The sequence below is a fragment of the Solibacillus sp. FSL K6-1781 genome, assembly GCF_038630735.1.
Taxonomy (GTDB): Bacteria; Bacillota; Bacilli; order Bacillales_A; family Planococcaceae; genus Solibacillus; species Solibacillus silvestris.
The window spans coordinates 1,579,985-1,605,912 of the sequence record NZ_CP152038.1; the positions used below are offsets into that span (position 1 = coordinate 1,579,985).

24 protein-coding genes are annotated in these 25,928 nt (G+C 37.0%); 16 read left to right on the forward strand and 8 right to left on the reverse strand.

Features of this window, described 5'->3' with window-relative positions; translation table 11 throughout:
• Window positions 1-31 precede the first annotated feature (31 nt).
• Window positions 32-547: a GNAT family N-acetyltransferase gene (locus tag MHH37_RS07740; RefSeq protein WP_342575733.1), complete on the reverse strand. Its 516-nt coding sequence runs from the start codon at window positions 545-547 to the stop codon at window positions 32-34.
• A gap of 98 nt (window positions 548-645) precedes the next feature.
• Between MHH37_RS07740 and MHH37_RS07745 the strand changes: the two genes are divergently transcribed.
• The 3 genes from MHH37_RS07745 (at window position 646) to MHH37_RS07755 (ending at window position 3,418) form a co-directional block, all read left to right on the forward strand.
• Window positions 646-1,974, forward strand: a complete 1,329-nt coding sequence (locus tag MHH37_RS07745; protein WP_342575734.1) for an amidohydrolase family protein — start codon at window positions 646-648, stop codon at window positions 1,972-1,974.
• 114 nt (window positions 1,975-2,088) lie between these two features.
• Window positions 2,089-2,568: a DUF2243 domain-containing protein gene (locus tag MHH37_RS07750; protein WP_340798233.1), complete on the forward strand. Its 480-nt coding sequence runs from the start codon at window positions 2,089-2,091 to the stop codon at window positions 2,566-2,568.
• Window positions 2,561-3,418 carry a cytochrome c oxidase assembly protein gene (locus MHH37_RS07755; RefSeq protein ID WP_342575735.1) on the forward strand — a complete coding sequence of 286 codons (858 nt, stop codon included), beginning with the start codon at window positions 2,561-2,563 and terminating at the stop codon, window positions 3,416-3,418. The genes MHH37_RS07750 and MHH37_RS07755 overlap by 8 nt, the downstream gene beginning before the upstream one ends.
• A 118-nt stretch (window positions 3,419-3,536) precedes the next feature.
• Here the strand turns inward: MHH37_RS07755 and MHH37_RS07760 are convergent, their stop codons facing one another.
• Window positions 3,537-5,075, reverse strand: coding sequence for a BCCT family transporter (locus MHH37_RS07760; RefSeq protein ID WP_342575736.1), 1,539 nt, complete (start codon window positions 5,073-5,075; stop codon window positions 3,537-3,539).
• A gap of 252 nt (window positions 5,076-5,327) precedes the next feature.
• Here MHH37_RS07760 and MHH37_RS07765 point away from each other — a divergent pair, with 252 nt between their 5' ends.
• The 6 genes from MHH37_RS07765 to MHH37_RS07790 all read left to right on the forward strand — a co-directional run bounded on the left by MHH37_RS07765 (window position 5,328) and on the right by MHH37_RS07790 (window position 13,453).
• Window positions 5,328-6,845, forward strand: coding sequence for a spore germination protein (locus MHH37_RS07765; protein WP_342575737.1), 1,518 nt, complete (start codon window positions 5,328-5,330; stop codon window positions 6,843-6,845).
• Window positions 6,842-7,888, forward strand: coding sequence for a GerAB/ArcD/ProY family transporter (locus tag MHH37_RS07770; protein ID WP_342575738.1), 1,047 nt, complete (start codon window positions 6,842-6,844; stop codon window positions 7,886-7,888). Before MHH37_RS07765 ends, MHH37_RS07770 begins: the two co-directional genes overlap by 4 nt.
• A 17-nt stretch (window positions 7,889-7,905) precedes the next feature.
• Entirely contained in the window at window positions 7,906-8,925 is a 1,020-nt protein-coding gene (locus tag MHH37_RS07775) for a Ger(x)C family spore germination protein (protein ID WP_342576227.1), read from the forward strand.
• Between the two features lie 49 nt (window positions 8,926-8,974).
• Entirely contained in the window at window positions 8,975-9,811 is an 837-nt protein-coding gene (locus tag MHH37_RS07780) for an MBL fold metallo-hydrolase (protein WP_342575739.1), read from the forward strand.
• A gap of 263 nt (window positions 9,812-10,074) precedes the next feature.
• Complete coding sequence (locus MHH37_RS07785; protein ID WP_342575741.1) at window positions 10,075-12,069, forward strand: catalase; 1,995 nt, start codon at window positions 10,075-10,077, stop codon at window positions 12,067-12,069.
• A gap of 328 nt (window positions 12,070-12,397) precedes the next feature.
• Window positions 12,398-13,453: a hypothetical protein gene (locus tag MHH37_RS07790; RefSeq protein ID WP_342575742.1), complete on the forward strand. Its 1,056-nt coding sequence runs from the start codon at window positions 12,398-12,400 to the stop codon at window positions 13,451-13,453.
• Window positions 13,454-13,537: 84 nt separating this feature from the next.
• Here the strand turns inward: MHH37_RS07790 and MHH37_RS07795 are convergent, their stop codons facing one another.
• The 3 genes from MHH37_RS07795 to MHH37_RS07805 are packed head-to-tail and all read right to left on the reverse strand — an operon-like array spanning window position 13,538 to window position 16,584.
• Window positions 13,538-15,097 (reverse strand): YndJ family protein, encoded by a 1,560-nt coding sequence (locus tag MHH37_RS07795; protein WP_342575743.1) that lies wholly within the window; start codon window positions 15,095-15,097, stop codon window positions 13,538-13,540.
• A complete protein-coding gene (locus MHH37_RS07800; protein WP_342575744.1) occupies window positions 15,066-15,674 on the reverse strand; it encodes a DUF4166 domain-containing protein in 609 nt (202 codons plus the stop codon). Before MHH37_RS07800 ends, MHH37_RS07795 begins: the two co-directional genes overlap by 32 nt.
• 1 nt (window position 15,675) lies before the next feature.
• Complete coding sequence (locus MHH37_RS07805) at window positions 15,676-16,584, reverse strand: DoxX-like family protein (RefSeq protein ID WP_342575745.1); 909 nt, start codon at window positions 16,582-16,584, stop codon at window positions 15,676-15,678.
• A 185-nt stretch (window positions 16,585-16,769) separates the two neighbouring features.
• On the opposite strand from MHH37_RS07805, the gene MHH37_RS07810 reads away from it, so the two are divergent.
• Complete coding sequence (locus MHH37_RS07810; RefSeq protein ID WP_342575746.1) at window positions 16,770-17,402, forward strand: hypothetical protein; 633 nt, start codon at window positions 16,770-16,772, stop codon at window positions 17,400-17,402.
• Window positions 17,403-17,508: 106 nt separating this feature from the next.
• On the opposite strand, the gene MHH37_RS07815 is transcribed toward MHH37_RS07810, so the two are convergent.
• Window positions 17,509-18,795, reverse strand: a complete 1,287-nt coding sequence (locus tag MHH37_RS07815) for an ectonucleotide pyrophosphatase/phosphodiesterase (RefSeq protein ID WP_342575747.1) — start codon at window positions 18,793-18,795, stop codon at window positions 17,509-17,511.
• Between the two features lie 4 nt (window positions 18,796-18,799).
• Complete coding sequence (locus tag MHH37_RS07820) at window positions 18,800-20,047, reverse strand: MFS transporter (protein ID WP_342575748.1); 1,248 nt, start codon at window positions 20,045-20,047, stop codon at window positions 18,800-18,802.
• 155 nt (window positions 20,048-20,202) lie between these two features.
• Between MHH37_RS07820 and MHH37_RS07825 the strand changes: the two genes are divergently transcribed.
• The 3 genes from MHH37_RS07825 (at window position 20,203) to MHH37_RS07835 (ending at window position 23,384) form a co-directional block, all read left to right on the forward strand.
• A complete protein-coding gene (locus MHH37_RS07825) occupies window positions 20,203-21,375 on the forward strand; it encodes an MFS transporter (protein ID WP_339264260.1) in 1,173 nt (390 codons plus the stop codon).
• Window positions 21,376-21,553: 178 nt separating this feature from the next.
• The gene (locus tag MHH37_RS07830) at window positions 21,554-22,219 is read left to right on the forward strand and encodes a metal-dependent hydrolase (RefSeq protein WP_342575749.1); all 666 of its coding nucleotides are present in this window, start codon (window positions 21,554-21,556) and stop codon (window positions 22,217-22,219) included.
• Between the two features lie 178 nt (window positions 22,220-22,397).
• Window positions 22,398-23,384 (forward strand): GGDEF domain-containing protein, encoded by a 987-nt coding sequence (locus tag MHH37_RS07835; protein WP_342575750.1) that lies wholly within the window; start codon window positions 22,398-22,400, stop codon window positions 23,382-23,384.
• 135 nt (window positions 23,385-23,519) lie between these two features.
• Here the strand turns inward: MHH37_RS07835 and MHH37_RS07840 are convergent, their stop codons facing one another.
• Complete coding sequence (locus MHH37_RS07840; RefSeq protein WP_342575751.1) at window positions 23,520-24,386, reverse strand: XRE family transcriptional regulator; 867 nt, start codon at window positions 24,384-24,386, stop codon at window positions 23,520-23,522.
• 442 nt (window positions 24,387-24,828) lie between these two features.
• On the opposite strand from MHH37_RS07840, the gene MHH37_RS07845 reads away from it, so the two are divergent.
• Genes MHH37_RS07845 through MHH37_RS07855 form a run of 3 tightly spaced genes read left to right on the forward strand, consistent with a single transcriptional unit; the run spans window position 24,829 to window position 25,740 of the window.
• The gene (locus tag MHH37_RS07845; RefSeq protein ID WP_014824182.1) at window positions 24,829-25,380 is read left to right on the forward strand and encodes a sigma factor-like helix-turn-helix DNA-binding protein; all 552 of its coding nucleotides are present in this window, start codon (window positions 24,829-24,831) and stop codon (window positions 25,378-25,380) included.
• On the forward strand, window positions 25,373-25,540 hold the full coding sequence (locus MHH37_RS07850) for a YvrJ family protein (protein WP_008408942.1): 168 nt from the start codon (window positions 25,373-25,375) through the stop codon (window positions 25,538-25,540). The genes MHH37_RS07845 and MHH37_RS07850 overlap by 8 nt, the downstream gene beginning before the upstream one ends.
• Window positions 25,541-25,554: 14 nt before the next feature.
• On the forward strand, window positions 25,555-25,740 hold the full coding sequence (locus tag MHH37_RS07855; RefSeq protein ID WP_008408944.1) for a hypothetical protein: 186 nt from the start codon (window positions 25,555-25,557) through the stop codon (window positions 25,738-25,740).
• The last annotated feature ends 188 nt before the right edge of the window (window positions 25,741-25,928 follow it).

A 25,928-nucleotide genomic window follows, 5' to 3' on the forward strand; every position in this document is an offset into this window, starting at 1 on the left:
TCGGTTTTACTTGAGTAGATCCCTTTTATAATTAAAGTAATTTTGCCATATATAGTTCATTTACATATTGTCCGTCAATAAGTAAAGAATTACTTTTTACGCCTTCAACTTCAAACCCCATTTTCTTATAAAGATGGACAGCTTGTTCATTATGTTCAATGACCGTTAATTCCAGTCGGTGGAGCTGCACCTGTTTTGCCCACTGAACCATATGGGCGAACAAAGCGGTACCGACCCCTTTACCGCGACTTTTACTATGTACACCGACAGCAATTTGAGCCCGGTGAGAAGTGCGGGATAACGTTTCTGCTTTTAAAAGGAGATACCCTAAAATCTCATCCTGATGCTCTGCGATAAAGAAACCGGATGTTGGTGTTTGGTTAATGGAATTGATTAATTTGCTTAAAGCAGCTGGTGCCATGTTTCTTTCATCCGGTGCAAAGAGCATAAATCCGGACTGTTCTGCATCTTTCATCACTGCAAGTATTTGTGATGTATCACTTTCGTTCGCTTTTCTGACTATACTTTTTTCACCGATTTTGTTCATCTAATTCACCTCTATTTTATTGTAATAAAATTATATCATTTCCAGAATATATAAATTAGACTAAAATTAAATAGAATGAAATTCAAAGGGGACTGAATATGAAATTATTAAAAAACGGATTTATCGTCAATATGGAAACAGGGGAGTTTAGTAGGCAGGATCTTTATATTGAAAATAATGAAATCATAAAAATAGCTCCCAATATTCAAATGGATGATGTAGAAGCGATTGATTGTACGAATAAATGGCTAATTCCTGGATTGATTGATATGCATGTGCATATCAAAAAGCATTTTGCCAATTACTTTACAGCAGCAGGTATTACAACGGTTCGCAATACTGCAGGAAGCATTATTGAACTTAAACCATTTATCGATGCGAACGGGAGTAAAATGGAGCCGCGCGTTATTTCGGCAGATCGTATGATTGACGGACCTCCAGGGTTATGGGGAGATGATACTGCCTATAACATTAATGTCGACAATGCAGTTCTTGCAAAACAGGAAGTAGCGCGGCAAGTAGAGCTTGGTGCACATTTTATTAAAGTTTACGGCTGGCTTGATCCGGAATATATGGAAGTAGTAGTAAGTGAAGCACGAAAACATAATTTAGAAGTAAGCAGTGATATATTATATTCAAAAAAAGTAGATGCACTTCATGCGGCAGACATAGGGATTGATTGGCTGGAACATGGCTCTGGTATAATTCAGGCGATGTATCCAGAATGGTCAATGGATGCACCGAAAGAGATCTGGGATTCAATACCTTGGGAACAGCCGGATGAACAATTGATAGAAAGTGTATGTAAAGAATTGTTGAAAAAGGATATTAAACTTTGTCCAACAATCGTTTTATATGACCAAATGCGATTAGCAGATCGCTATTGGACAACAACACATGAAGTTGTTCATCATATGGAAAATAGTGACTACTTATTTAAGCATTGGCCACAAGCTGTACAGGCAAAACAAGGACAGGTTACGTTTGGAACTCAAACGAAAACGATTCAAAAAATTGCCTATACCTATTATAAAATGGGCGGCACTGTCGTGACAGGTACAGATACTCCTGCGGGAAGCTTTACATATCCGGGCTTTGCGTTACACCGGGAGCTTCAGCTGTTTGTTGATGCCGGATTTACACCCTTGGAAGCACTTCAGCAAGCAACATTGAATGCGGCAAAAGCATTGAAAATAGTCAATTTAGGAGATTTAAAAGAAGGTTTTATCGCAGATTTTTTAATATTGAATGAAAATCCATTGCGTAATATAGAAAACACAATGAAAATCGATCGTATTGTAAAGGATGGCAAACTGTATGCCATTCATGAGTTACTTGAAAATATTCCGACGGAGCAAGAGATAAACGATTATACCAAAGGATTAATTAAAACTTTTGAAGAACTAGGATTAAATGCAGGAAATTAGATATCATCAGGTTTAGTCTTGAGGGTAAGAGGGGAATTTCTATTATCGAATATGTTGTGAAGTATTTGGAGAAATTAAATGTAAGTAATTACACGTAAAGGAGCTCTAAAGTACATGAAAAATAACAACGATAAAGAAGTTTCGCGCCGTAACATGTGGTCAGGTATTTTGTTTGGTGTCGGTTTGATTGCCTTTATTGATGAAACCGTTTTTCACCAGTTATTAAGATGGCACCATTTCTACGATAAATCGACAACGGATATTGGGTTGATTTCCGATGGTATTTTTCATGCATTCAGCTGGTTTGCAACGATTGCAGGATTATTCTTATTTGCGGATCTGCGTCGGAGAAATGGCTTAATCTTTCAACGCTGGCTTGGAGGCGTACTACTAGGGATTGGAGTATTCCAGTTGTATGACGGCCTTATTCAACATAAATGGATGCGAATTCACCAAATTCGTTATGTGGATAATGTCATCGTTTACGATATTGTATGGAATGTCAGTGCCTTTATTATTTTACTTATCGGACTTTTTCTTTTATTCCGTAAATCCCAAAACAGTAAATTAAAAGAGAAGACTGCTAATGAGTAGCCTGTACTTGTTGCATAGTCATAACCATGCTGAAATGAACCATTCGGCTCCTGTATTCAATGTTCAACTATTGCTTGGATTGCTGTTTGTACTATTATTTGCCGAATATTTAATCGCTGTTTTCATAACGAACCAGCGCTATAAAAAATGGCCCGTTTTCCGTACAGTTTCCTGGACACTAGGGATCGGGTTTGCTCTTGTGTCCGTTGTCGGTCCGTTGGCAACCAGTGCTCATACCAATTTTACGGCACATATGGTGAGTCACTTACTATTAAGCATGGTCGCACCGATTTTTATGGCGATTGCCAAACCGATGACTTTGCTGCTCAGAACAGCAAACACAACATTAGCACGTAAGCTGACGTCCATTTTAAAAAGTCGTTTGCTAAAATACATTTCGCATCCGATTACTGCCGCCGTCTTAAATGTAGGCGGACTATGGCTGTTATATACAACGAATTTATATACTTACATGCATGAAAATGCGTTTATTGCCTTATTTGTTCATTTCCATTTTTTCATTGCAGGGTATGTATTTACGATTTCCATAATATATTTCGATCCGGTCTACCATCAGTATTCCTACCGGTTCCGGGCAGCTGTTTTAATTGCTGCGATAGCCGGTCATGATATATTGTCGAAGTATATGTATGCGAATCCGCCGGCAGGAGTTTCACGGCAAGAAGCAGAGATGGGTAGTATGGTCATGTACTATGCAGGGGATTGGATTGAAGTGGTGCTCATTGTTATTTTTTGCTGGCAATGGTATAAATCGACGAAGCCGCGCAGAAGTGATGCAGTTGAGTTCAATCGGGACAAACAGGTTGCTTTGTATGGAAAGGAAGGTTAGTTTTTAAGTCTTTTCATCTCCATGTAACGGTAAAAATATTATCTATTTATGTCGGTAACACCATCGACTAATACAAAAACAAAGCGCCGCAAATTTGCGACGCTTTTTTATTTGAAAGTCAGCCATCTTTTTTCTGACCATCCGGGGTATGCTGTTTTTTCGGTCGAATATATAGACCTAATTTCTTCCGTTCTGCCATTAACGATTTGTAGAGTGAAAGCATCATCAGTAATATGATAAACGAAAACGGGAAGGCAACTATAATCGCTGCATTCTGCAGTGCGGTCAGACCACCTGAGAATAAAAGACTTGCCGCAATGGCAGCCTGTAAAATTCCCCAAATCAGCTTAATTTTAAATGATGGATTCATCGATCCGAAAGTTGTTTGCATACCTAGAACAAATGTAGCCGAATCGGCTGAAGTAATAAAGAAAATCGCAACAAGCAGCAGTGCGATAAACGATAATATAAAACCGAATGGCATATTACCAAATACACCGAACAATAGTTGCTCTGTCGGTAAATCAACTAGTGTCTGGTCTTTCGTAAGGTATGTTTCTATCGCGGTAGTACCGAACGTAGCAAACCAGAAAATACTAACAAGTGTCGGTGCTAAAATAACACCCATTAAAAATTCACGGATTGTCCGTCCTTTTGAAATACGTGCAATGAAAATACCGACAAATGGCGACCAGGACATCCACCATGCCCAATAGAAAATAGTCCATCCATTAATCCACTCACGACTGCCCGCATCACCCGGTTCCATGCGTAAGCTCATATGCACGAAATTCTGCAAATAGCTACCGACCCCCGAAGTGAAATCATTCATTATTGCAACAGTAGGTCCAATAAATAACGTTAATAATAGTAAGGTAGCTGCTAAATAGAGGTTCCAGTTACTCAATAGTTGAATCCCTTTATCAAGACCTGTTGAGGCTGAGATAATAAAGAGTACCGTAACAATCACAATAATGATTAATTGAACAGTAAAGTTTATTGGAAGATCAAATAAATAGGAAAGACCGCCATTTATTTGCTGGGCACCTAGGCCAAGCGTCGTTGCTACTCCGATTACTGTAGCGAATACGGCGATAATATCAATTGTATAACCGATAGGACCTTTTGTTTTTTCGCCGAAAAGAGGAAAAAGGGTTGAACTTATTAAACCAGGTGCTCCTTTACGGAAGTTGGAGTAGGCAAGTGCAAGAGCAACTACACCGTAAATGGCCCAAGCCGAAATTCCCCAATGGAAGAAAGTAAAGCGAAACGAATCTTTTAATGCTTGTTGGGAACCTTCAGGAGCTTGGGGGGAACTAATAGCGAAATGTGATAATGGCTCTGCAGCACCCCAGAAAACTAAACCAATTCCCATACCCGCACTGAATAGCATCGCAAACCATGAGGCATTGCTATAGTCCGGTCGGTCAGTCGGCTTCCCGAGACGAATTGCCCCAACAGGACTTAGAACTAGGAATACACAAAATGCAATAATGATTGCAACGACCAATAAATAATACCAGCCAAAATTATAAGTAAGTAAGTTTTGAATATTTTTAGTGACATTTTCTAATGTCTGTGGAGCAAGTACACCAACTAGAACAGCCAGCATAACTAACGTAAACGAGCTCCAGAAAACAATGCCTATTTTTTTCATATAAAATACCTCCGTTCAGCGACATATAAATGTATTTCCCAGTTTTAAAAAAATAAACATTTTTATTCATTTATTTAGCAAATAGCGCAGTACTTATTTAGAATTGTACGTTTAAGCATTATTCGGCCATTAAATATTTATAAGGAAACAACACTGGTTTTTCTTTATATTACCCAAATTTGCAGACTTTAACTAAAATGAATAACCCTTTTATAAATTTCCTATACTGTGTCAAAAAGGGGGGGAGTCGTATTGACACAAACATTGGAAATTAAGCAGGAAATTAAACGACTAAATAAGGAATTCCTCCATTCATCGGATTTTGTTGTGAAAGAGATCATGCTAGGGCAAGATGAGAACGCAATTTTGTGCTATTACTCTTCACTGGTAAATAAAAAAGACGTAGAACAAAATTTATGGCATTTAAAACAGATAAGTCAACCGATCGATCAAGAAAAACAGGATACGGCTACAGATCAAAATGTAAATAAGGAAAAATCGAATGAAACTAAAAATGGGGATAATAGCGCCGGACAGAATCAGTTATTGAAAGAAGATTCCATTACTATTACTACAGAAAGATATGATCCGAAAAAACTTATTGATTATGTTTGTAATGGCGAGACTTTAATTATCTTGCTGCAGTCAAAGCAAATGATTCGTATAAATAATGCAGAATTTGCCCACAAAACACCAGAAGAGCCTGAAAATGAACAAATATTAAGAGGTTCGCATGAAGGTTTTGTGGAAAATTTTGATTTAAATATGCAGCTCATAAGAAAACGTATAAAAAATAATAAACTTGTTGTAAAACAAATTACGCTCGGAAATGAGACCAAAACGACAGTTTACTATTTATTTGTGGAAAATGTAGTTGACAGCGAGGCATTGAAAATCGTGGAAAACAGGTTAAATGCAGTTGATGTGGATATGTTTTACAGCATTGGCCAGCTTAGTGACTATTTGGAAGATCAAGTATGGTCTCCGTTTCCACAACTTTTGAATACAGAACGACCAGATCGTGTAGTAGCGAACATTTTGGAAGGTAAAATCGCCATTATGACGGATTTATCACCAAATGCACTCATTGGACCAGTTACATTTTTTTCTTTTTATCAAACACCGGATGATTTTAATGCACGTGTATTTGTCGGAACTTTCTATCGGCTGATGAGACTATTCAGTGTCGTTGCCGCCATTTTTCTACCGGCATTTTATATAGCGATTGTAAGCTTTCATTTTGAAATACTGCCGCTAGAACTGGCAAATAAAGTGAAAACAGATATAAACCAGATACCATACCGGCCACTTATTGAAGCGATGATCATGGAAATAACCATTGAATTGATTCGTGAGGCGAGTGTTCGACTGCCGAAATCGATTGGACAGACAATTGGTATTGTCGGAGGACTTGTAATTGGGGATGCGATTGTGAGCGCGGGACTTGTATCGAACTTAATGGTAATTGTCGTAGCGTTTACGGCGATTTCAAGCTTTGTTGTCCCATCTATCGAACTCAATACAACAATTCGAATGCTCCGTTTCCCATTTATGTTTTTAGCATCTCTTTTTGGTTTCTTTGGAATTGTCATCGGGACATTTTTATTAGTTGTTCATTTATTGAATTTAAGCTCATTTAAGCGGCCATATTTTTCTCCAATTATTCCATTTGATCCAGTAGAAGTGAGAAAGATCTTTTTCCGTGGACCATATTATGGAGCTAAACGACAGGCAGAAGACTTTTCTCCAAAAAAGGAAGATAAAGCATGACTGTACAGTTGACGAAGGCACAAATATTTCTTCTTATGTTCGTTATGCAAACCGGCTTTGTCTATATATCTGTTCAAAACCTGATCATCGAGCATGCACATCGGGACGCTACAATACAATATTTAATTATAGCGTTCATTTTCTTTCTGCAATTATTGTTTTATGAACGAATGCATCAATACATGTATTTAAATAATTTTGTAAAAGCACTTTACCTGATTTATTGGACCGTTTATATTACGATTTATGTCAGTTATATTACGTATGTATTAACGATATGGGTGTTTCCTAATACACCTAAACTGGTTTTAATAACAATCTTTTTATCGGTTTGCCTTTATGCGAGTATTAGCAGACCCGAAACTGCCATTAATATAGGTGTTGTGCTAATTCCAATGCTTTTCTTGTTTCTAATATTTATGTTTTTAACGGTGAAGAGCTTAAATGTGACCAATTTGCTTCCACTTTTTTATGATCGATCAAATACTTGGTTTAAAGGCTTCATTTATTGTACTTATGCATTTAGTGGAGCGGAAACGTATTTCGTACTTCGAAAATATCTGGTGAAAAGTAAAAAAATTTCCAAAAAGGCAATTACTATTTATTCCATTATTTTAACGAGCTTTTATTTATTGTCGATATCTTTTACTTTAATGTATTTTGCATTGGACGAAATAAAAATCATTCCCGAACCGATTTTATATATATTACACGCTGTGGAAGTAACATTTGTAAAACGGCTTGATTTATTTTTCGTATATATTTGGCTTTCATGGTCGTTAGTTACCATTGTCAATTATGTACTCGTTATGCGCCTCTTATATTTTGAAAAAAAAGTGAAATTACCGAAAATAAAGCAACTTATTTTTTTTGCTGTTATTGCCGTATCTGCTAATTCACTTATCCGATTTTCAGCAATTGAATTATTCCAAGACTATTTAGTGTATGGAACTATCTTTTTTACCTTTTTGTTGCCGATGATTATTATTCTCTTGAATAGAGTGAGGGGGAGAACCTTATCCGGATCGGAAAAATCATCTTAATAATTACTCCACTGATACTGGCAGGTTGCTGGGATGAAAGGCTCTATAAAAATTCATCCGTCGTATCGCTTACAGGCATAGAAGGGACAATAGGAAGTTTAACTGCTTACTATGCCTATCCGGAAGCTACAGCAACAGAAATGAAAACCATTGTTATTACCGGAGATGGGGTTTCGCCTCGTGATGTACGACAGGATGCTGAGCTAAAAGTTGAGCAGACAATGGATTTATCTGTCTTATCAACAGTTCTAATCTCAGAGGATACCGCGAAACATGATATTTATGAATATTTAGATATTTATTTTCGGGATGCGAACAGTCCAATAACTTCGAAAATGGCAATTGTACAAGGGGATTTAAAACCATTTTTTGAACTAAGCGAAAATAAGCAATCTACAGCTGGGGAATTTTATGACCGATTTATAACAAGTCTGGAAGATAACTCTTTTGTTATTCCTTACACTTTGCAGACAGCTACTTCTATAATTTTCGAAGATGCCCAGGACTTGGCTTTGCCTTATTTAAAAATGGGGGAGGATAATCGGCCCAAAGCAGACGGGGTTGCCTTGTTTTCAGGTAAATCCTTTACTGGCAAGACTTTAACAGCTGACGAAGGATTATTGTTGAATATTTTAAATGATACACTTGGATTTTCGACGCGTATTTCTCATTTATATAAAGAAAGTCCTTTAACAGTAAGGGTCAATAACTTAAAAAGAAAGCTTAACATATCCGAAAATAAAATTGTCATCGATCTTAAAATGCAGTTTATGGTTTCTGAATTTCCAAAGGATAACTTAGATAAAAAAACTACAAGAAAAGAGCTGGAAGGATTTCTGAAGGAAAAGATTGAGCATGATCTGAACGAAGTTATTAAAAAATTGCAGGAAGCAAAGAGTGATGCTATAGGACTTGGGCGCAGGGTTCGAGCGTTTCATCCGGAATGGTATAAAAAAGATTGGAACGAACAATTTTCAGAAATGGATATTTCCGCTAAGTTAAAAGTAGAAATTGTGAAAACGGGTATATTGGAGTAACTGTATTGCCTCATACTACAGTTCAATATTTGAGAAAGGAGTGTTTTAAGTGAAAAAAAATATGAACTACGGCGATGATTATAAATTTATTCCTGCTACATCTGTACAAAGCGGTGTAAGCCAGGAAATATTGCCGGATTTGTATGCACATACAATTCAAATTGCAAATATTGTTTTTTACAGCATTCCTGGCAGTAACGACTTTGTTTTAATAGACGCGGGTATGCCGAAAAGTGCAGAAGAGATAATTGCTGTTGCAGAGAATAGATTTGGGGAAAATGCTAAAGCAAAGGCGATTATTTTGACACATGGTCATTTTGATCACGTTGGTGCAATCATTGAACTTGTAGAGCACTGGCAAGTTCCTGTTTTTGCCCACGCACTGGAACTACCGTATTTAACAGGCGAACAAGATTATCCAGAGCCGGATCCAAGTGTGGACAGCGGATTGGTTGCTAAGATGTCACCGATGTTCCCGAATGAAGCGATTGACTTAGGTGAGTTTGTTCAGGAACTGCAATCAGATGGAACAGTGCCATTTATGGAAGGGTTCAAGTGGATTCATACACCGGGACATACACCTGGACATGTTTCATTGTTCAGAGAGCGAGACGGGGCACTCATTGCAGGGGATGCTTTTGTGACGGTCAAGCAAGAATCATTATATAAAGTGTTTACCCAGGAAAAAGAGGTGAACGGTCCACCGCAATATTTGACACCGGACTGGGACGCAGCGTTTGAATCGGTAAAAAAATTAGCAGCCTTAAAACCTTCTATAGCGGTAACAGGCCATGGTGTGCCGATGAGCGGGGCAGAACTTACCAATGGACTGGAAAAGCTCGTTGAACAGTTCCAACAAATCGCACTGCCGAAAAATGCAAAATAATGATAAAAATCATCCATTTACTCAATTAGAGAATGGGTGATTTTTTGTTTGGGACAGTGGCAGTGCAGATAATGAAACTTAACCTGGTACAGGCGGAATTCATAATTAATAAGATATTGAAAAGTACTAATTTTAGAAGAAAAAAATATTACGATTATATTTCACTGGACTACTTTTTGAAAAATAGGGTAGAAAAGTAACAGAGATGGTTGAGGGAAAACTAATCTTATAAATTTGCTATTTTTGTATGAGGAGGATGTAAATTGGAAAACAACAATAAAAAAGTCGAGCAATTGAAACAGTTTACTACGAAAGATGAAGGGCAGCCGCTAACAACAAATCATGGATTAAAGTTAACGAATGATGAGCATTCATTAACAATTGGTGAGCGTGGTCCAACAATAATGGAAGACTTTCATTTCCGTGAAAAAATGACGCATTTTGACCATGAACGTATTCCGGAGCGAGTTGTGCATGCTCGAGGTTCGGGAGCTCATGGCGTATTTGAAAGCTATGGAGATGCTTCAGATATAACAATGGCTCATTTTTTAGGTGAGAAAGGTCGACAAACACCTGTCTTTGTACGATTTTCTACAGTAGCAGGGTCTCGAGGTTCAGCAGAAACCGTTCGTGACGTGCGAGGATTTGCGACAAAGTTTTATACGGAAGAAGGCAATTACGATTTAGTAGGAAATAATATCCCTGTATTCTTTATTCAGGATGCGATAAAATTCCCAGATTTTGTTCATGCAGTAAAACCGGAGCCTCATAATGAAATTCCTCAAGCGCAAAGTGCCCATGATACTTTTTGGGATTTTGTTGTAAGCAATGAAGAAACGGCACATATGACAATGTGGCATATGTCGGACCGAGCAATTCCAAAAAGTTTCCGTACAATGGAAGGATTTGGTGTAAATACATTCCGTTTTGTCAATGCGAACGGGGAAGCCCACTTCGTTAAATTCCATTGGAAACCTGTATTTGGTGCACATTCTTTAGTGTGGGATGAAGCTCAAAAAATAGCAGGTAAAGATCCGGATTTTAACCGCCGTGACCTTTTCGACAATATAGAAGCAGGCAATTATCCTGAATATGAGCTTGCTGTTCAGCTAATTCCACAAGAAGATGAATTCAAATTTGATTTCGATATTTTAGATCCAACAAAAATTTGGCCGGAAGAACTGATTCCGCTGCGCAAACTTGGAAAAATGACATTAAATCGAAATACGGATAACTTCTTTGCTGAAACGGAACAAATTGCATTCCATGTAGGACATGTCGTTCCGGGAATCGATTTCTCAAACGATCCTTTACTGCAGGGACGATTATTCTCTTATACGGATACACAATTGATTCGATTAGGTGGGCCAAACTTCCATGAGTTACCGATCAATCGTCCTGTATGCCCATTCCATAATAATCAGCGTGACGGCTATGGACGCATGACAATCAATAAGGGCCGTGTTGCATACGGGAAAAACAGCTTGCAAAATAATACACCGCATGTGGTGACTCAAAATGAAGGCGGCTATGCTCATTACCAGGAAAAAATTGAAGGACGTAAAGTAAGAGCACGAAGCTTATCCTTTGAGGATCATTATAGCCAAGCTCGTCAATTCTGGTTAAGTCAAACAGATGTAGAAAAGCAGCACATTATTAATGCTTTCAGTTTTGAATTGGGGAAAGTAGAAACAATCGAAATCCGCAAGTCCACAGTTGATATGTTTGCCAGAGTAGACCGTGCAATGGCTGAGCAAATTGCCCAAAATATCGGTGTTACCCCACCGGATGAATCTATCCAGCAAGTTGCAGACCAACAGCCATCTGATGCAGTTAGTATATTGAAAAATCAAGTTCCGTATTTAAAAACAAAAAAGGTCGGTATTATTGTTGATACAAACAGCAATTTAGAAGAACTTGTTATGCCTCTCGAAAAAGAGGGGGTTGTCGTTGAATTAATTAGCGATAAGCAAGGAAGAATCGGCCAACGTGAAATTGACCATACGCTGGAAACTGCATCTCCAGTACTTTATGATGGCTTAATTATTGCTGCAACTTTTGAAGGTGTAGTACCAAACCGAAAAGTTCAAACCTTTGCAGATGAAATTTTTAACCATTACAAAGCATTAGGATATGTATCTGTTGAAAGTATGGATAAAGACTATGCCAATGCACCGGGTGTCGTAACAGAAATCACGGAATTTGTAGAAGCATTGAAAAAAGGCCGCCACTTTGACCGAACAGATGCAACGGGTTGATTCTCCTTACAAAACTTAAGAATCACAAAGTCCAAAAAACATTTTTCTCATTGAGAAAAATGTTTTTTTAATTGCACTATGTTTCAATCTATATCTCTATTTTCCTACTCGATTTATAAAAAATGAATATTTTGAATAATAAAATATCATAATAATAGTGTGCTATAATATAAAAATTGTAGTTAATTTAAAATCGGAAGGGGGGATATTTAGGGAGAAAAATGAAAAGGGCTATAATAAATGAAGAATTTAAAATGGGGAATCTAGCTTTAGTAATTATTTTAATAAAATACATAGTGATCGAAGGATTAAAAGGGGAGTTAGACGTGTGAAAAATATATTAAAAATTGGAAGCGCATTTATTGGCGTAATCGTGGGTGCAGGGTTCGCTTCAGGACAAGAAATACTGCAATACTTTACGAGCTTTGGAATACTCGGGATATTCGGAGCAATCTTATCAACGGTACTGTTTTCAGGCATTGGTATGCTTTTAGTATGGCTTGGCAGTTATACAAAAACGACATCACATAAAGATGTTATTTACAGAATTAGCGGGCGTTATCTTGGTACTGTAATCGATTTTATTCTTATCTTTACGTTGTTTGGTGTAGGTGTCGTTATGCTAGCGGGTGCCGGTTCAAACTTAAACCAACAGTTTGGATTACCGATCTTTGTAGGTACGACTCTTATGACAATACTCGTATTATTAACAGGTTTTTTGAAAGTAAATCGGGTCGTTTCCATTATTGGAAGCATTACGCCGATTCTCATTATTTTTGTTATATTTATTGCGATTTACAGTTTTCTAACGATGAATGGAACTTTTACATCTCTAAATGATATAGCTCTAGCAACACCGACTACTTTACCAAACTGGTTTATTTCCAGTATTAATTACGTTTCATTTAATATTGCAGTTGGTGCTTCGATGTCAATTGTTATGGGTGGGGCTGAAAAAAATCCAAAAACAGCAGCGTTAGGCGGATTAGTTGGAGGACTTGTATTAGGAATTCTCATTTTATTAATTCATTTAGCCATTTTCTCGAAAATCGAAGAAGTGGGCACATTGGACATGCCAATGCTGGGAATAGTTAGTAATTTATCGCCAACACTAGGTATTATCATGTCATTAGTTATTTTTGGTATGATTTATAATACAGCGGTTGGAATGTTCTTTTCTTTCTCAGCACGCTTTGCGGAAACAGGGACAAAGAAATTTAAAACATTCTTTACGATTACAATGATTATTGGTTATTTGGCAAGTTATGTAGGCTTTACTGGTCTCGTTAGTTATTTTTATCCTCTAATCGGTTACCTGGGAATTATCCTCATTCTTGCTTTAGTGGCAGCACCATTTATTATTAAGAGACAAGAAGCACGATAATTTTTTAAGACGAATGAATAAAGCATTAAAAAGTAAAGCTACCATTTTCTCTTTTAGGAAAAATGGTAGCTTTTTTGCTGTATCTTAACTAATAGTTTTTTGCTGTATGTTGTAATCAATATGTAAAAACTTCATTCCAAATAGTTTCATTTCATGTGTTGCGGTAAGCATTCCTTTTTGTTCCTTTATTACAAAATACTCATGGAGCGGCAGTTTGAAAACATAGGAACCGATCGCCAAATATGTACCTGCATCGCCTTGTCCATCACTTGTTAAGTAAAGTGCCCGGTCTTTTGCGGAAAGCTGTAAAATTCCGTGCATTGAAGAGAATGGCAAGGGCAAAGCGATATTCATATAGGTATTAGTTGCATCATTATGCTGCGAATAAATCGCATTAAATACAGGTTCGCCATTGATCGACCGTTGCCAGACACGCGGTTTATCCCGGCCATCATTTTGCGGTTCAACTTGCCAAATTTCACCGTCCATCATAATCGTTTTTGAAGAAAATGGTAAATTCAACTGCCCCATTTTCCGGCTGATAAACTGATATACAAAAGCAAAAGGTTTAAACCATGGTTCCCACTGAACAGATGCTTTTAATTCAAACTGCGTCGTACGTTCATAAAAATCAGCGATTAAAACAGGGATATCCTCTTTATTTATATAAGAAGACATCTCATCAACCAATCCGTGAGCCGGCTTGTTAGTCGGAGAAAAGTTGCCTCGGATTTTACTTACCGGGAATGAATAATCGTTATGCTTTGTCGGCGGAGTATAAAGACTCCAAGCGATTACCACGGCAATACCAAACCCTAAACAATTTAAAAGCCCATGAAAGTCCAGCATATCCGGAATATCTACAATAATCATTCCAGTTAAATTACTGTAAGCGTATAAAAATGACCAAATGATTGTAAAACATAACGTTATAAAGGCAAGCCGGATAAATAAGCTTTGCACACGCGGCAACCGCCATTTCATGACATAAAAGTTAATACTGAAAATAGCAAGTACATATAAGCTGACCGAAATGATTTCGACAATTCTTGAAAAGGTAATTCCGACAGCTACTAGCATTGGTCCTGCGGCAATAACGGCACAGCAAAATTTATAGTATCGGGTCATATAAAGACGCCCAATCAATCCGACTGTAATACAAAGTAAAAAGGCGGAATAATGAAAGTGAATAGCAGTTAGCCATGTAATAATCGGACTAAATCCTGTATTTAACTGTAAATGGAATGCCAAAAACCATAGTCCACCCATCACAATATAAATCAGTCCGATATCAATCATTATTTCAGCCGTATTCGTAAATCCCCGTCTTAAAAATCGGTTGACCCCATGGGAAGCAATGACAAGTGTACTTAGCAAATAAGCCAGCACACAAAGTAGGATGAGGAAATCCTGTTGCGTGAAATACAGCATTGTTACAGCAAATTGGCCGATTACAATAATCAGCTTTTGCCAATTTTTCAGCAAAACTAACTGTTCCAGTATGACTGGTACAAAGATCAGTTGTGCCAATGTTAAGTAGTAGTACATTGATGTTGGCTCACTAAATAACAGTAGGGCAGCCATACAAGTAAGACCGATGCTTGTTAAAGGTCTACTGAGCACACGGCGTAAACTGACCAGCATACATCATCATCCTTCCAATTAAATCATTGTAAATGGAGACATGGATCGTATACACATCCAACACATCGTCATAACCTTCCGTTACAACTACTCGACCTGTCAGTTTCTTTGGCAGGGCAACCTCAGTCTGACCAATGACAGCACGCTGATCTGCGGAGCGTATCATTAAGGAACCATCGTTTGTAACATCCATTTTTAAATCGGAGTAGAACAGGGCCGGATCCCCTAAATAATCTTTTACAATTTGCCGCTCCAAATCGACCGTCATTGTCGCATTGAACTTGCGTGTTGCCTGTGGAAAGAGAAAAGTGCGCTCCCAGTATACTTCAGCTTCCTTTTCATTGTTTAATCTTGCTGTATTCGTTATTGTAAAAGGAATTTCCTCACCATTTTCGGGAAAAAGAAAATCGGTTTTCGTAAACAAATGATACATCGGACGTAAAAAACGCGGTCCGGAATGAATGACTTGCATTGTTCCTTGAGCATGAAAAGGCTGACCTAATGGAAGTCGGTATCTTTCCTGCAGTTTTGGATGCAATCGATTAAAGTTATTTCCCAGCAATGTTTCGTAAATCATATTAAGCACCTCTTTTTCGTTTGCAAAATCTTGCAGTCGGTAATTCTTTAGTTAGCAGTAAAGCAATAATCGAAGCAATCCATAATCCAATATTCAGTGTGACAACATTAAATGGAGCAGTTGCAACTGAAGGCGCAGCAATAATTGCGCTTAATGTCAGAAAAGGGAACAACATAATTTGCGCCTTTAACAGCAGTGGCTGCAATTTCGGTACCAAAAAAAGAATTCCAATGATTATTTCCAAAACACCTATTGCAATAATGGCCGTCGATGCTTGCTCCAATGAAAGCGGAGAAAGGTTCATCAGCATATCAATTTCAAGTGGATGCTTCATTAACACTTTCGGTATGAAACCTTGGTAGAGCCAAGTAAAACTGAACAGGAAGCAGAGCAAATAATAGCTGAAAAAACGCCGGTACTGGGTTGCCGGCTTTTCTCCGGCTTCAATCCATCTGGCCAGTACATTAAAACTGAGCGCGGTAGCCCAGCCGATAACAGGGCGAAACAGTTGGTCGAATACTTGACCGAATTGACCAAACCGGACGTCGTAGTCATACTGGGTTAGAAAGGTAACACGGTCACCATTCGGAATATATTGCCAATAGCCGCGACCTTCCTTAAGTGGGGAGATCCGTTGCGGTGTCCCGAAATGGAGAGAAGATGTTTTAACACCACTTGCTTTTTTGTGTGTTCCTTTACTTTCACCCCAACCTGAAACTGACAGGCCGGGCATGATTTTTGTCGTATATGTAAATGTTTGAGGTTCGTTCTCATGTTGTTTTTCGTTGTAAGTGATGGATGTAAATCGCAAATCCCACTGTTCATGCAGATCGGGCTGCTGTGTATAGTGCCATACCTCTTCGATCGAGCTGTCTATTACGGTTTCCACATAAATTGGCTTTTTCTTCAAGATGTTCAGCTCCTTCATTAAAAATGAAATAATGTATTCTCCCCATTCATCATACCTTAATATTCCTCCTGTGATTAGTCGGAATTTACAATATATTGATTTTGCAGAATGAATATGAATCTTTTACATTATGAAGTAATATAAATGATGGGTAGACCGAGTAACCGATTTTAAGGGGTGAAGCAATGGACTTTATTTTAGATTATAAGTGGTTTTTCCTCATTACTGCAGAAGTTGTTTTCTGGGTGTGTGCGATTGCTTTTTTATTATTACGCTACTGGTTTAAGTTGAAAAAGCTGAGTTTATTTGTTTTTGTCATTTTTATCTTGAATGATTTATGGATTGCACTATTGGCTTATTTGGATTATCAGCGAACTGGTGAATTTTCGATTTATCAAATCATCATCGTCATAATCATTATGTACGCAATGACATTCGGAAAATCTGACTTTAAAAAGTTGGATGCATTTATTAAAAGGTGGGTTGCTAAAAAACGGGGAGAGCCGATCGATGAGTCACTTCAACCTGTCAAACTGTATGGTAAGGCATATGCGTTACATGAATGGAAGCAATTCGTGGGGCATTTCGTTGTTTTTATCATTGTTCATATAGGGTTTGCTATTGCAGTCGGTTTTTCAGATAGCATGCAGGAAACGCCTTTTAATGAATTATTTGGCATGTGGTTCGATGATGAAAACAGTAATTTCCCTTTTAAAAATGAAGGGGTTAATAAATTCAGTCAGGTGTGGCTGCTAATTCTGGCCATTGATTTTGTGATTACATTATCATATACATTATTCCCGAAAAAGAAATCATAAAGGGCAAATCCGGTTAACTAACTAAAATAGATTAAATGGAGTGAGTTTTTGAAGAAATATTATACCCCTTTTGATTATTCATTCAAAAGGGGTTTGGATCATATTATTATCGCTTAAATATTTCAGTCAATGCTCGGCCGTCTGTATTTCCAAAATCCAAATCCAAAATGTGAGCAATTGTCGGACCGAGATCGACAACACAAGCTTCGCCAATGTCTGAGCCGGCAATTACATTGTTGCCGGAAATAATCAGATTGCTCGTATAGTCAGGTTTAGTTGGTGAGTAGCCGTGAGTCGCGTACTTTTTACCGAGTGCATGTAAGTCGATGACAGCTTCCTGTAAATGGTCATCTTCAAAAGCATAGCCTTCTTTTGCCTCAATCATATAGCAGAACTGACTGTCTACATGAAACTCTTGTAACTGCTGCGTACTCAAAATGGCTTCGATGCCGTAAGTTTCTTTGCGTGCAGCTTCCTGTAAAATAGAAAGAGCTAATTGTTCTGCTTCCGTATCGCCTGGCTGTACATGCAAATAAGCAGCTCCACCGGCACTTTGGACATATGCGCGCCAATGCCATTTTCCATTTTCCTCATAAATAAGACCTTCCTCGTATAAAATTCGGTTCAAATACACTTTGTACTGAACATCGAGCTGACTATGGTCACCGACAATTATAAAAGTCGTTTCTTCATAAATACCTGCATCTTTTGTCGCCTGGACTAGATCTCCAATCCGACGGTCCATCCGTTCGATTACTTCTTCGATATGTGGTCCTTTTGTTCCAAGTAAATGCTTCGTATCATCGAGGTCAATTAAGTGCATTAAAAGTAAATTCGGCTTTCTCTTCTTAATCGTATCTACTGCGCATACTGTTGTGAAGTCATCTAAATAAGGCTGCTGAATCCCTTGCCGAACTTTTCCGTACTTCATTTCCATTTGCAATGTAAACAATTTACTGCCGCTTTTTAGTATTTTTAATGCCTGATTCTCGTTTTTGATCGCTTTTATTTCCGGGATATTAAAATTAATATTCGCTTTTCCTGATACTGGCCACAAAAGCCCGGCTGTCGTGAGTCCTTTTTCTCGAGCTGCTTCATATACAGTTGGAGCTTGGATATCACTGCGGAACCAGTTCCAGTTTTGCTCGTTTTCAGGGAAGAAAGGCTGGAACGGATTATTATGGAAAACCCCGTGCCGATCTGGATAGACACCAGTCACATAGGAACTGTGTATGACATACGTGAGGGTTGGGTACACACTTTTCAGTAAATTTGTAGAGGCCACTCGTTCAATCAGTTTGGCTAAATTCGGTTTAGACGCTGCACTTTCCCAATTATCCTTAGAAAAGGCGTCATACGAAACAACAATCACATAATTACTTTTTTTCTTCATCTGATCACCTTACTAATTTAGTTTGTTCATGCGCATCTTTTGGCAGCATTAAAAAGACTATGAGCCCAATTATGAATAGAGGAATAATCGATAAAATGCTATATCGGGCATCACCGGTCATCGTTGTTGTCAGTGCCATTAGAAACGGTCCGATAATTGCAGCAAATTTACCGAAAATATTATAGAAACCGAAAAATTCGTTGGAACGCTCTTTCGGAATAATTTTACCATAATAGGAACGGCTTAATGCCTGAATCCCGCCTTGAGCAGAACCAATCATAATCCCTAGAATAAAGATATGCCACATTTCCGAAATGAAAAAAGCTGCGATACAGGCAATGACATAAGTCGTAATCCCGACGATTATTAACGCCCGAGTCGAATATTTTTTTGCGAGTGACCCATAAAGAAGGGCAAATGGGAATGCTACAATTTGAATAACGAGTAAAATGGCCAACAGCATAAAGGTATTCAACCCGTCGGAACCTAAAACGCTTGTCGCGTATGGAACAACCATTTTAATAATTGTATCGACACCATCGATATAGCAGAAATAGGCGATTAAAAACATGAATACTATTTTATAGTCTTTTATATTTAAAAAGGTTTGCCCTAATCGTTTGAAACTATTGCCGATCGGATTTGGTTCGGGTTCAATATAATGGCGCTGTTTAACGTCTTTAATCATCGGGATTGTCAGTAACCCCCACCATAGCGCGGTAATGCAAAACCCGATTTGATATCCGATTGCGGCATCCATTCCCATAATTAAGATGATGGCTAAACTAATCCCAAATGGAATGACACTTGAAATATAGCCGAAAGCAAAGCCGGACGATGATACTTTATCCATTTTCTCATCTGTCGTCACATCGACTAAAAAAGAATCATAGAAAATATTAGCGCCGGCAAAGCCGATACAAGAAAGAATGTACATGACGATTAATAGCTGCCATTGCCCGCTATCGGGTGAAATAAATGTAAAGGAAAGAGTAGAAATAATGCCGACTAACGCAAAAAATGTGAAGAAACGCTTTTTCTTATCCTTATAGTCCGCAAAGGCTCCTAAAATGGGACTAAGAACGGCGACTAATATGCTTGCAAGTGAATTGAAATAGCCTAAATCCATGTTGTCAACACCTTGAAACATCCCAAAGACAATTGGGAAAAGGGCGGTTGTGATCGCAATGGAGTAAGCAGAATTCCCGCAGTCATACAAAATCCAGGACTTTTCTTCTATTGTCAGCTTCAATTAATTAAAACCTCCTAACCTACTATTTTCAGTCATTATACCATTATCTTGAAATTAAATATTGAAGACATACAGAAATTTCATATTAGTGAAATATTGTTTACGTAAACTCTGTATAATGGAAGTTATCTCTAAAAATTTACAGGAGGCCGGCTATGACAAGGATTTTTAACTATTTTCATCCACTTGTATGGATTATATTAAGTGGGACGATTTTTGTACGGACTGCGAGCTTCATGGCAATCCCGTTTTTAGCTTTATATTTACATAATGAACTTCAAGCCTCGCCGTTATTAATCGGGGTTACGATTGGAATTGCGCCGCTGTTCTCAACCTTTGGCGGACTGATCGGCGGCTACTTGACCGACAGATTTGGACGAAAAGCGGTTATTATTATTACAGTCTTTATATGGAGTCTTACCTTTATTGGTTTTGCACTGGCTCCTTCAGCTGTGTATTTTGTCGTGTTGAATGCAATGAATGGGCTATGCCGTTCATTTTTTGAACCGGGTACCCAAGCACTGATGATTGATTTTACAGAGGATGCGAAAAAAAGACGGTTATTTTCTGTACGCTACACGGCCATTAATATTGCGGCTGTAATGGGACCACTACTTGGTGTATGGGTCGCAGGCTTATCAAGTCCAGCGACACCGTTTCTGATTACCGGCATTATGTATGCATTGTATGGCATATTTTTACTCGTAATATTAAACCGCTATGAAATGAAACAAAAAAGACTTGGTTCAAACCAACAAATCCGAACGATATTACGTGCAGTTATCCAAGATCAAAAGCTGTTGCTGTTTATCGCAGGAGGTATTTTGATTACAGTTGGTTATTCCCAGTTCGACTCGACCCTGCCGCAATTCATTAATATGAATGTGGAAGATGGGGTGAAGCTCTTTTCCTATGTGATTGTCGCAAACTCCATTACAGTGCTGGCATTTCAGCTGCCATTAACAGTATTAAGCGAAAAAATTTCAATTTATAGTTCACTGAAAATTGGCGTCGTCATTTTTGCGGTCGGATTATTTCTGTTTGGCGTTTCCGGCAGTTCTTGGATGTTCATTGCGAGTATGATAGTATTTTCGGTCGGTGAGATTTTCTGTTTCCCGATGATGAATGCCGTTATTGAGGAAATTGCACCTGAGGATCAAAAGGGGACATATCTTGGTGCGTCTCAGTTTAAAAATATAGGCGGATTTATCGGGCCGATTATTGGTGGCTGGCTATTAACAGCTTATATAGATTATATGTTTGCAATTATTTCATTAATCATGCTTTGCAGTATTTATATATATAACCGCGCGCAAAGGCTGGCTTAAAATCTGTAAAACTGGCGCGCTATGTAATAAAACAAAACAGCAGCTCATAAAGTGAAGCAGGTTCCTCTAATGAAAAAACTTGATTAATAGAAATCTGTTAAGTACAATGAACTCTTTGAATACATAACGAGTTCGCGGTAACATCCGCTATAAGACTTTACAACAAAGAGGTGGCAACATGAAAGGTCGAACACATTTAACGATTGGGTTAGGAATCGGGGCAGTAGCATCTGTCAGCCAAGCATCTGAAATGATTCCGGTCGTCTTAGCTGTATCTGCTGTAGCTTCACTGGCTCCGGATTTAGACGGAAACAATCTGTTGAATAAACATGTAACGAAAACGGCGAAACAAATAAAAAAAGGCGGACAATTGGTCGGCGGTGTGATAATGGTTCTGTCCTTGGCAGCTTATTTAAACTTTCTGCCTTTTTTGGATGGTGAATGGTTTACACAACAAAATAAACTGCTGTTTTTAGCATTGGGCTCCATCATCATTGCCTTATCCATGAGAAGTCAGGAAACGCTTAAAAATATTTTAATGACTATTTTGAGTTTATTCCTTCTGTATTATGCGATTACCGATGAGATGTGGTGGCTCGTACTGTTTGCTGTATACATTGGGGCAGCTGGATGGTTTCCGCATCGAGGATTTACCCATACGATTTGGGCCGTGGTCTTTTGGGCATATATGTCCCATCTGCTGGAAGTGAGTACAGGCGCGGAAAATTTAGCGATTATCTCAACGATGGCTTATTTATCTCATATTTTAGGTGATATGATGACGAAAAAAGGGGTTAAATTCATCGCTCCTATTACGAATAAAGTATTTAAAATACGAATATAGATTTTAGGAAAGGTCTTTCATCAGTTGTTTTAATGAACTGTCGGGAGATCTTTTATTTTTAGTTAATTATTATTGAAATAACATCGTATTATGCATAAGCTATAATAAATTAAGGGATTATAATTTAGAAATATATCAATAATTTTAGCCCAATATGGATGTTAGAGGAAGGTGAATTATGATTGAAATGCATCGTAGAAATTCTTTATTACTTCTTTTAATAAGTATTTTTTACTTTACACAAATAATATTTAATATTGTCATTGAAGGAATAGAGAGCATATTTCCTCCTGCAATCTTTTTTGGGGTATTTGGGCTCATCATGATATTGTTGATTCTAAAGAAAGTAAATGCCAAATTTACAATGTATGTAATGGTCGGTAGCATGTATATTTATTTTTATTATCTGCTTAACGATTCTCCGTATTTAGTAAATTATCTCTTCATGTGGCTCGCTCTGCCGCTAAGTGCCATTTATCAACAGATAAAAGCCGTTTTAATGTCAGGGATCGCTTCGATTATTCTTACATTCTATTCGTTCTTTTACCTTCACGATGAAATTTTTCCGAACGTCATCAAAGAAGACTTTATTTATTTAGTACTGTTTGGAATTTTTATTACGATTTTTCATATTACATCCATTCTTAAAGTAAGAGCGGCCAATGACAAATTACAGGACTTAGCCTATCATGATCCATTAACCGGAGCAGCAAACCGTTTATTGCTTAAGGAAAAGTTTGATGTGATGAAGTATGAGAATGTCGACTCAATTGCATTATTGTTCCTTGATATGAATGGCTTTAAAAACGTAAATGATACATATGGCCATGAAGTTGGGGATCAGTTATTGCAAATTATTGTTTTAAGGATAGATGGTGTATTGAGAGATACGGATTTACTTTGCCGATTAGGTGGAGATGAATTTATCGTTCTAACGTCTAATATCGATCAGTCTATAGTAGAAAAGATTGCAGATAGAATCCAATCTGCACTAGAGAAACCAATGATTTTAGATCAACATATAATTAATGTTTCGGCAAGTATTGGATGGCACTACACAACGGAAGTTTTAAATGCAAATTTAGATGAGATGATTAAAGAGGCGGATCGAGCAATGTATAAAGAGAAAGAATTGAAAGATTTACCAGGCGGTACGATCAACTAATAAAAAATATATTAGAGGCTAGGATAAAAACCGCCTCAAAATCAAAAGCCGTTCAAATTTGAACGGCTTTATTTGTGACTAGTTCGTAGCAGGAGGAAGCTTTCCAGGGGCAAGGTAGATGTTTAATTCCTCGTTTTAAACAATATAATTTGAGTATTTCTCGATTTCTGTTTTTAATATAGATAGTAAATCGAACTGATCTAAAACTTCCAACATGTTCATCCCTTTATGACTCCAATATAATCCGCATTTGCCCATATTGTTCAAACAAATACCCTTACGTATATAACAGATTGATAAATTAATAAAATGTTTTTCTATTTTACACAGTTCGATTGAGTTTTCTAATTGCTTTAAAGCCATATTATAATCGCTATTTTTTAAATATAGCAGCGATAGATTAATTAAGAAATTTATTTTTATCCGATTTATATTCTGGAAATTTTTGTACTTTTCAATGTGCCGAAAAGCAAATGTTTTCATTTCCACAGCAGTTTCAATTGGAAAAATATATAGTATAGAATTTAGTAAAAAGATATCAGATAAATACAAATTGTCTCTACGAGATAGTTCTTCCCAAATGGGTTCAGCAAGTAATTTTGCATAATAAATATCGTTAGTATTGGCTAATATAGCTAGACTTTTTATAATAATATTTATTTTATTAATTAGTTTATCCTCTGGAAATTCTTTTAAGAATGAAATACAACTTTGCTGTAATTGCAATAATTTTTCCGAATTATTATAGGTTTGATTATAAAAATTATTAATAATTTCATCTCTTAAAGGCATGGTATATCCATTATCGATATATCTAAATTCTTCATAGGAAGTTTCTATACGTACTAGAAATTCACTTAAGGTAGAGTGTTTTATATCTTTATTTTCTCCTAGTTCAAATTTGGAGAAATTACCTTGAGTACAGATATTGTTTGATACATATTTTTGTGAAAATCCTTTGCCAACTCTGATTTTTTTTATAGTTTCTCCATAATTATTCATAATATCCTCCCAAATATTCTTTTACTAATATTATAAGCCGGGAAAGTGTAAATTATGTAAAATAAGTAAAAAGGGGGGTGAGAACATGATTGATATAATTATTATCGCTCTAGATTTGTGGTTAGTAGGAATTGGGGGAGGTTAATTAGACTTTTTTACAGTAGCATTTGGTGTGTGATAACGGGATGGCACCAGTATCAAGTAATAAGATTCACAACTATTACTGCTGGTGCTCATCTTGTATTATCTAGTGTACCATCAAGGTTAAAAAATTACATCAATAGGGATATTTTTAATATCCCTATAACTAAATTTTTGGTTGTATTATTCTTTGGAATTTCCCCTATATATAATAAGAAGGTAAACGTTCTATTCGGTCTTTTTTAATTAAAAACGAACGGAAGTTCATGTTTTAAGAATAAAAAGATAAGGGGTTTGAGGAATGAAAATTTTAAATCCTGATGTCGTGAATAGTAATGTGTTTAAACGGTTTTTAGAGATTGAAAAATATAACAAACTGTATAATGCATACTTACAGGAACCGACAAATACTAATGCGGATTCTTTAAATGAACAATTTAAATATTTTGAAAGACAGATTATACGTATCGCTTATATCAAAAAAGCAATTATTTATGAATCCAGAAAATTTGATTCAAAGTTAAGAGAGCACAATAGGAAGTATGAATTGAATTTGGATGCTCCAATAAATGAAGGCCTAGCAATGGTAGACACAGTTCAAGATGAAAAATCTTTTATACAATTCGAAAACATTTTTGAGAATGACTTAGAGAGCTTGTTGAGTGATGAACTGTTAATAACCTTATTAAAACGTTTAAATGCTAAGCAAAAACAGGTTTTGTATTATCGGTATGTAAACGAGTTAACTGAGAAGGAAATTGCGAAGATTTACAATGTATCACAACAAGCTATTTCTAAGATGATTCATAAATCAATTAATATTTTAAGAGAAGGGAGGGAGGGGGATGATTGAAGGACAGCTGTTTCAAATATTAGGGAATTTCGGGTTTCCTATTACCATTGCGATTTATTTATTAATGAGATTCGAAGGCAAAATTGATTCATTGCGAAATTCGATTGACTTATTATCGAACGACCTCACGAAGTCAACCCATGATAGGAGTAAAAAATAGAGGGGAGGTTAACTATGGTCGAGCAGTTAGATCCAAATGAAATTATTCAAGTAATAAAAAGAATGGAACCTGTCATTTCATATTCTTCACTGCAAACTAGAATGGAAAATCGGGATGACCTTAAGCAGCACCTTTATGAAGTTACCATTAAAACTTTAAAAAATACGGTTTTTGTACAACCAAAAGGATTGTTTAAATGAATAGAATAGTTGGTGAGGCATTTTGATATCTAAGGAGTTCGTTGCATCTTTGGATTATTAAAATGCCTTTTTAATTGATATTTGCCTTTCGCATGGAAGTTATATAAAAAATAATCCAAGAAACTCGCCTGATATTTCAAGGGTGTTAAAAGTGATACATAGGTGTTTTACTGTATAAACTGCATTAT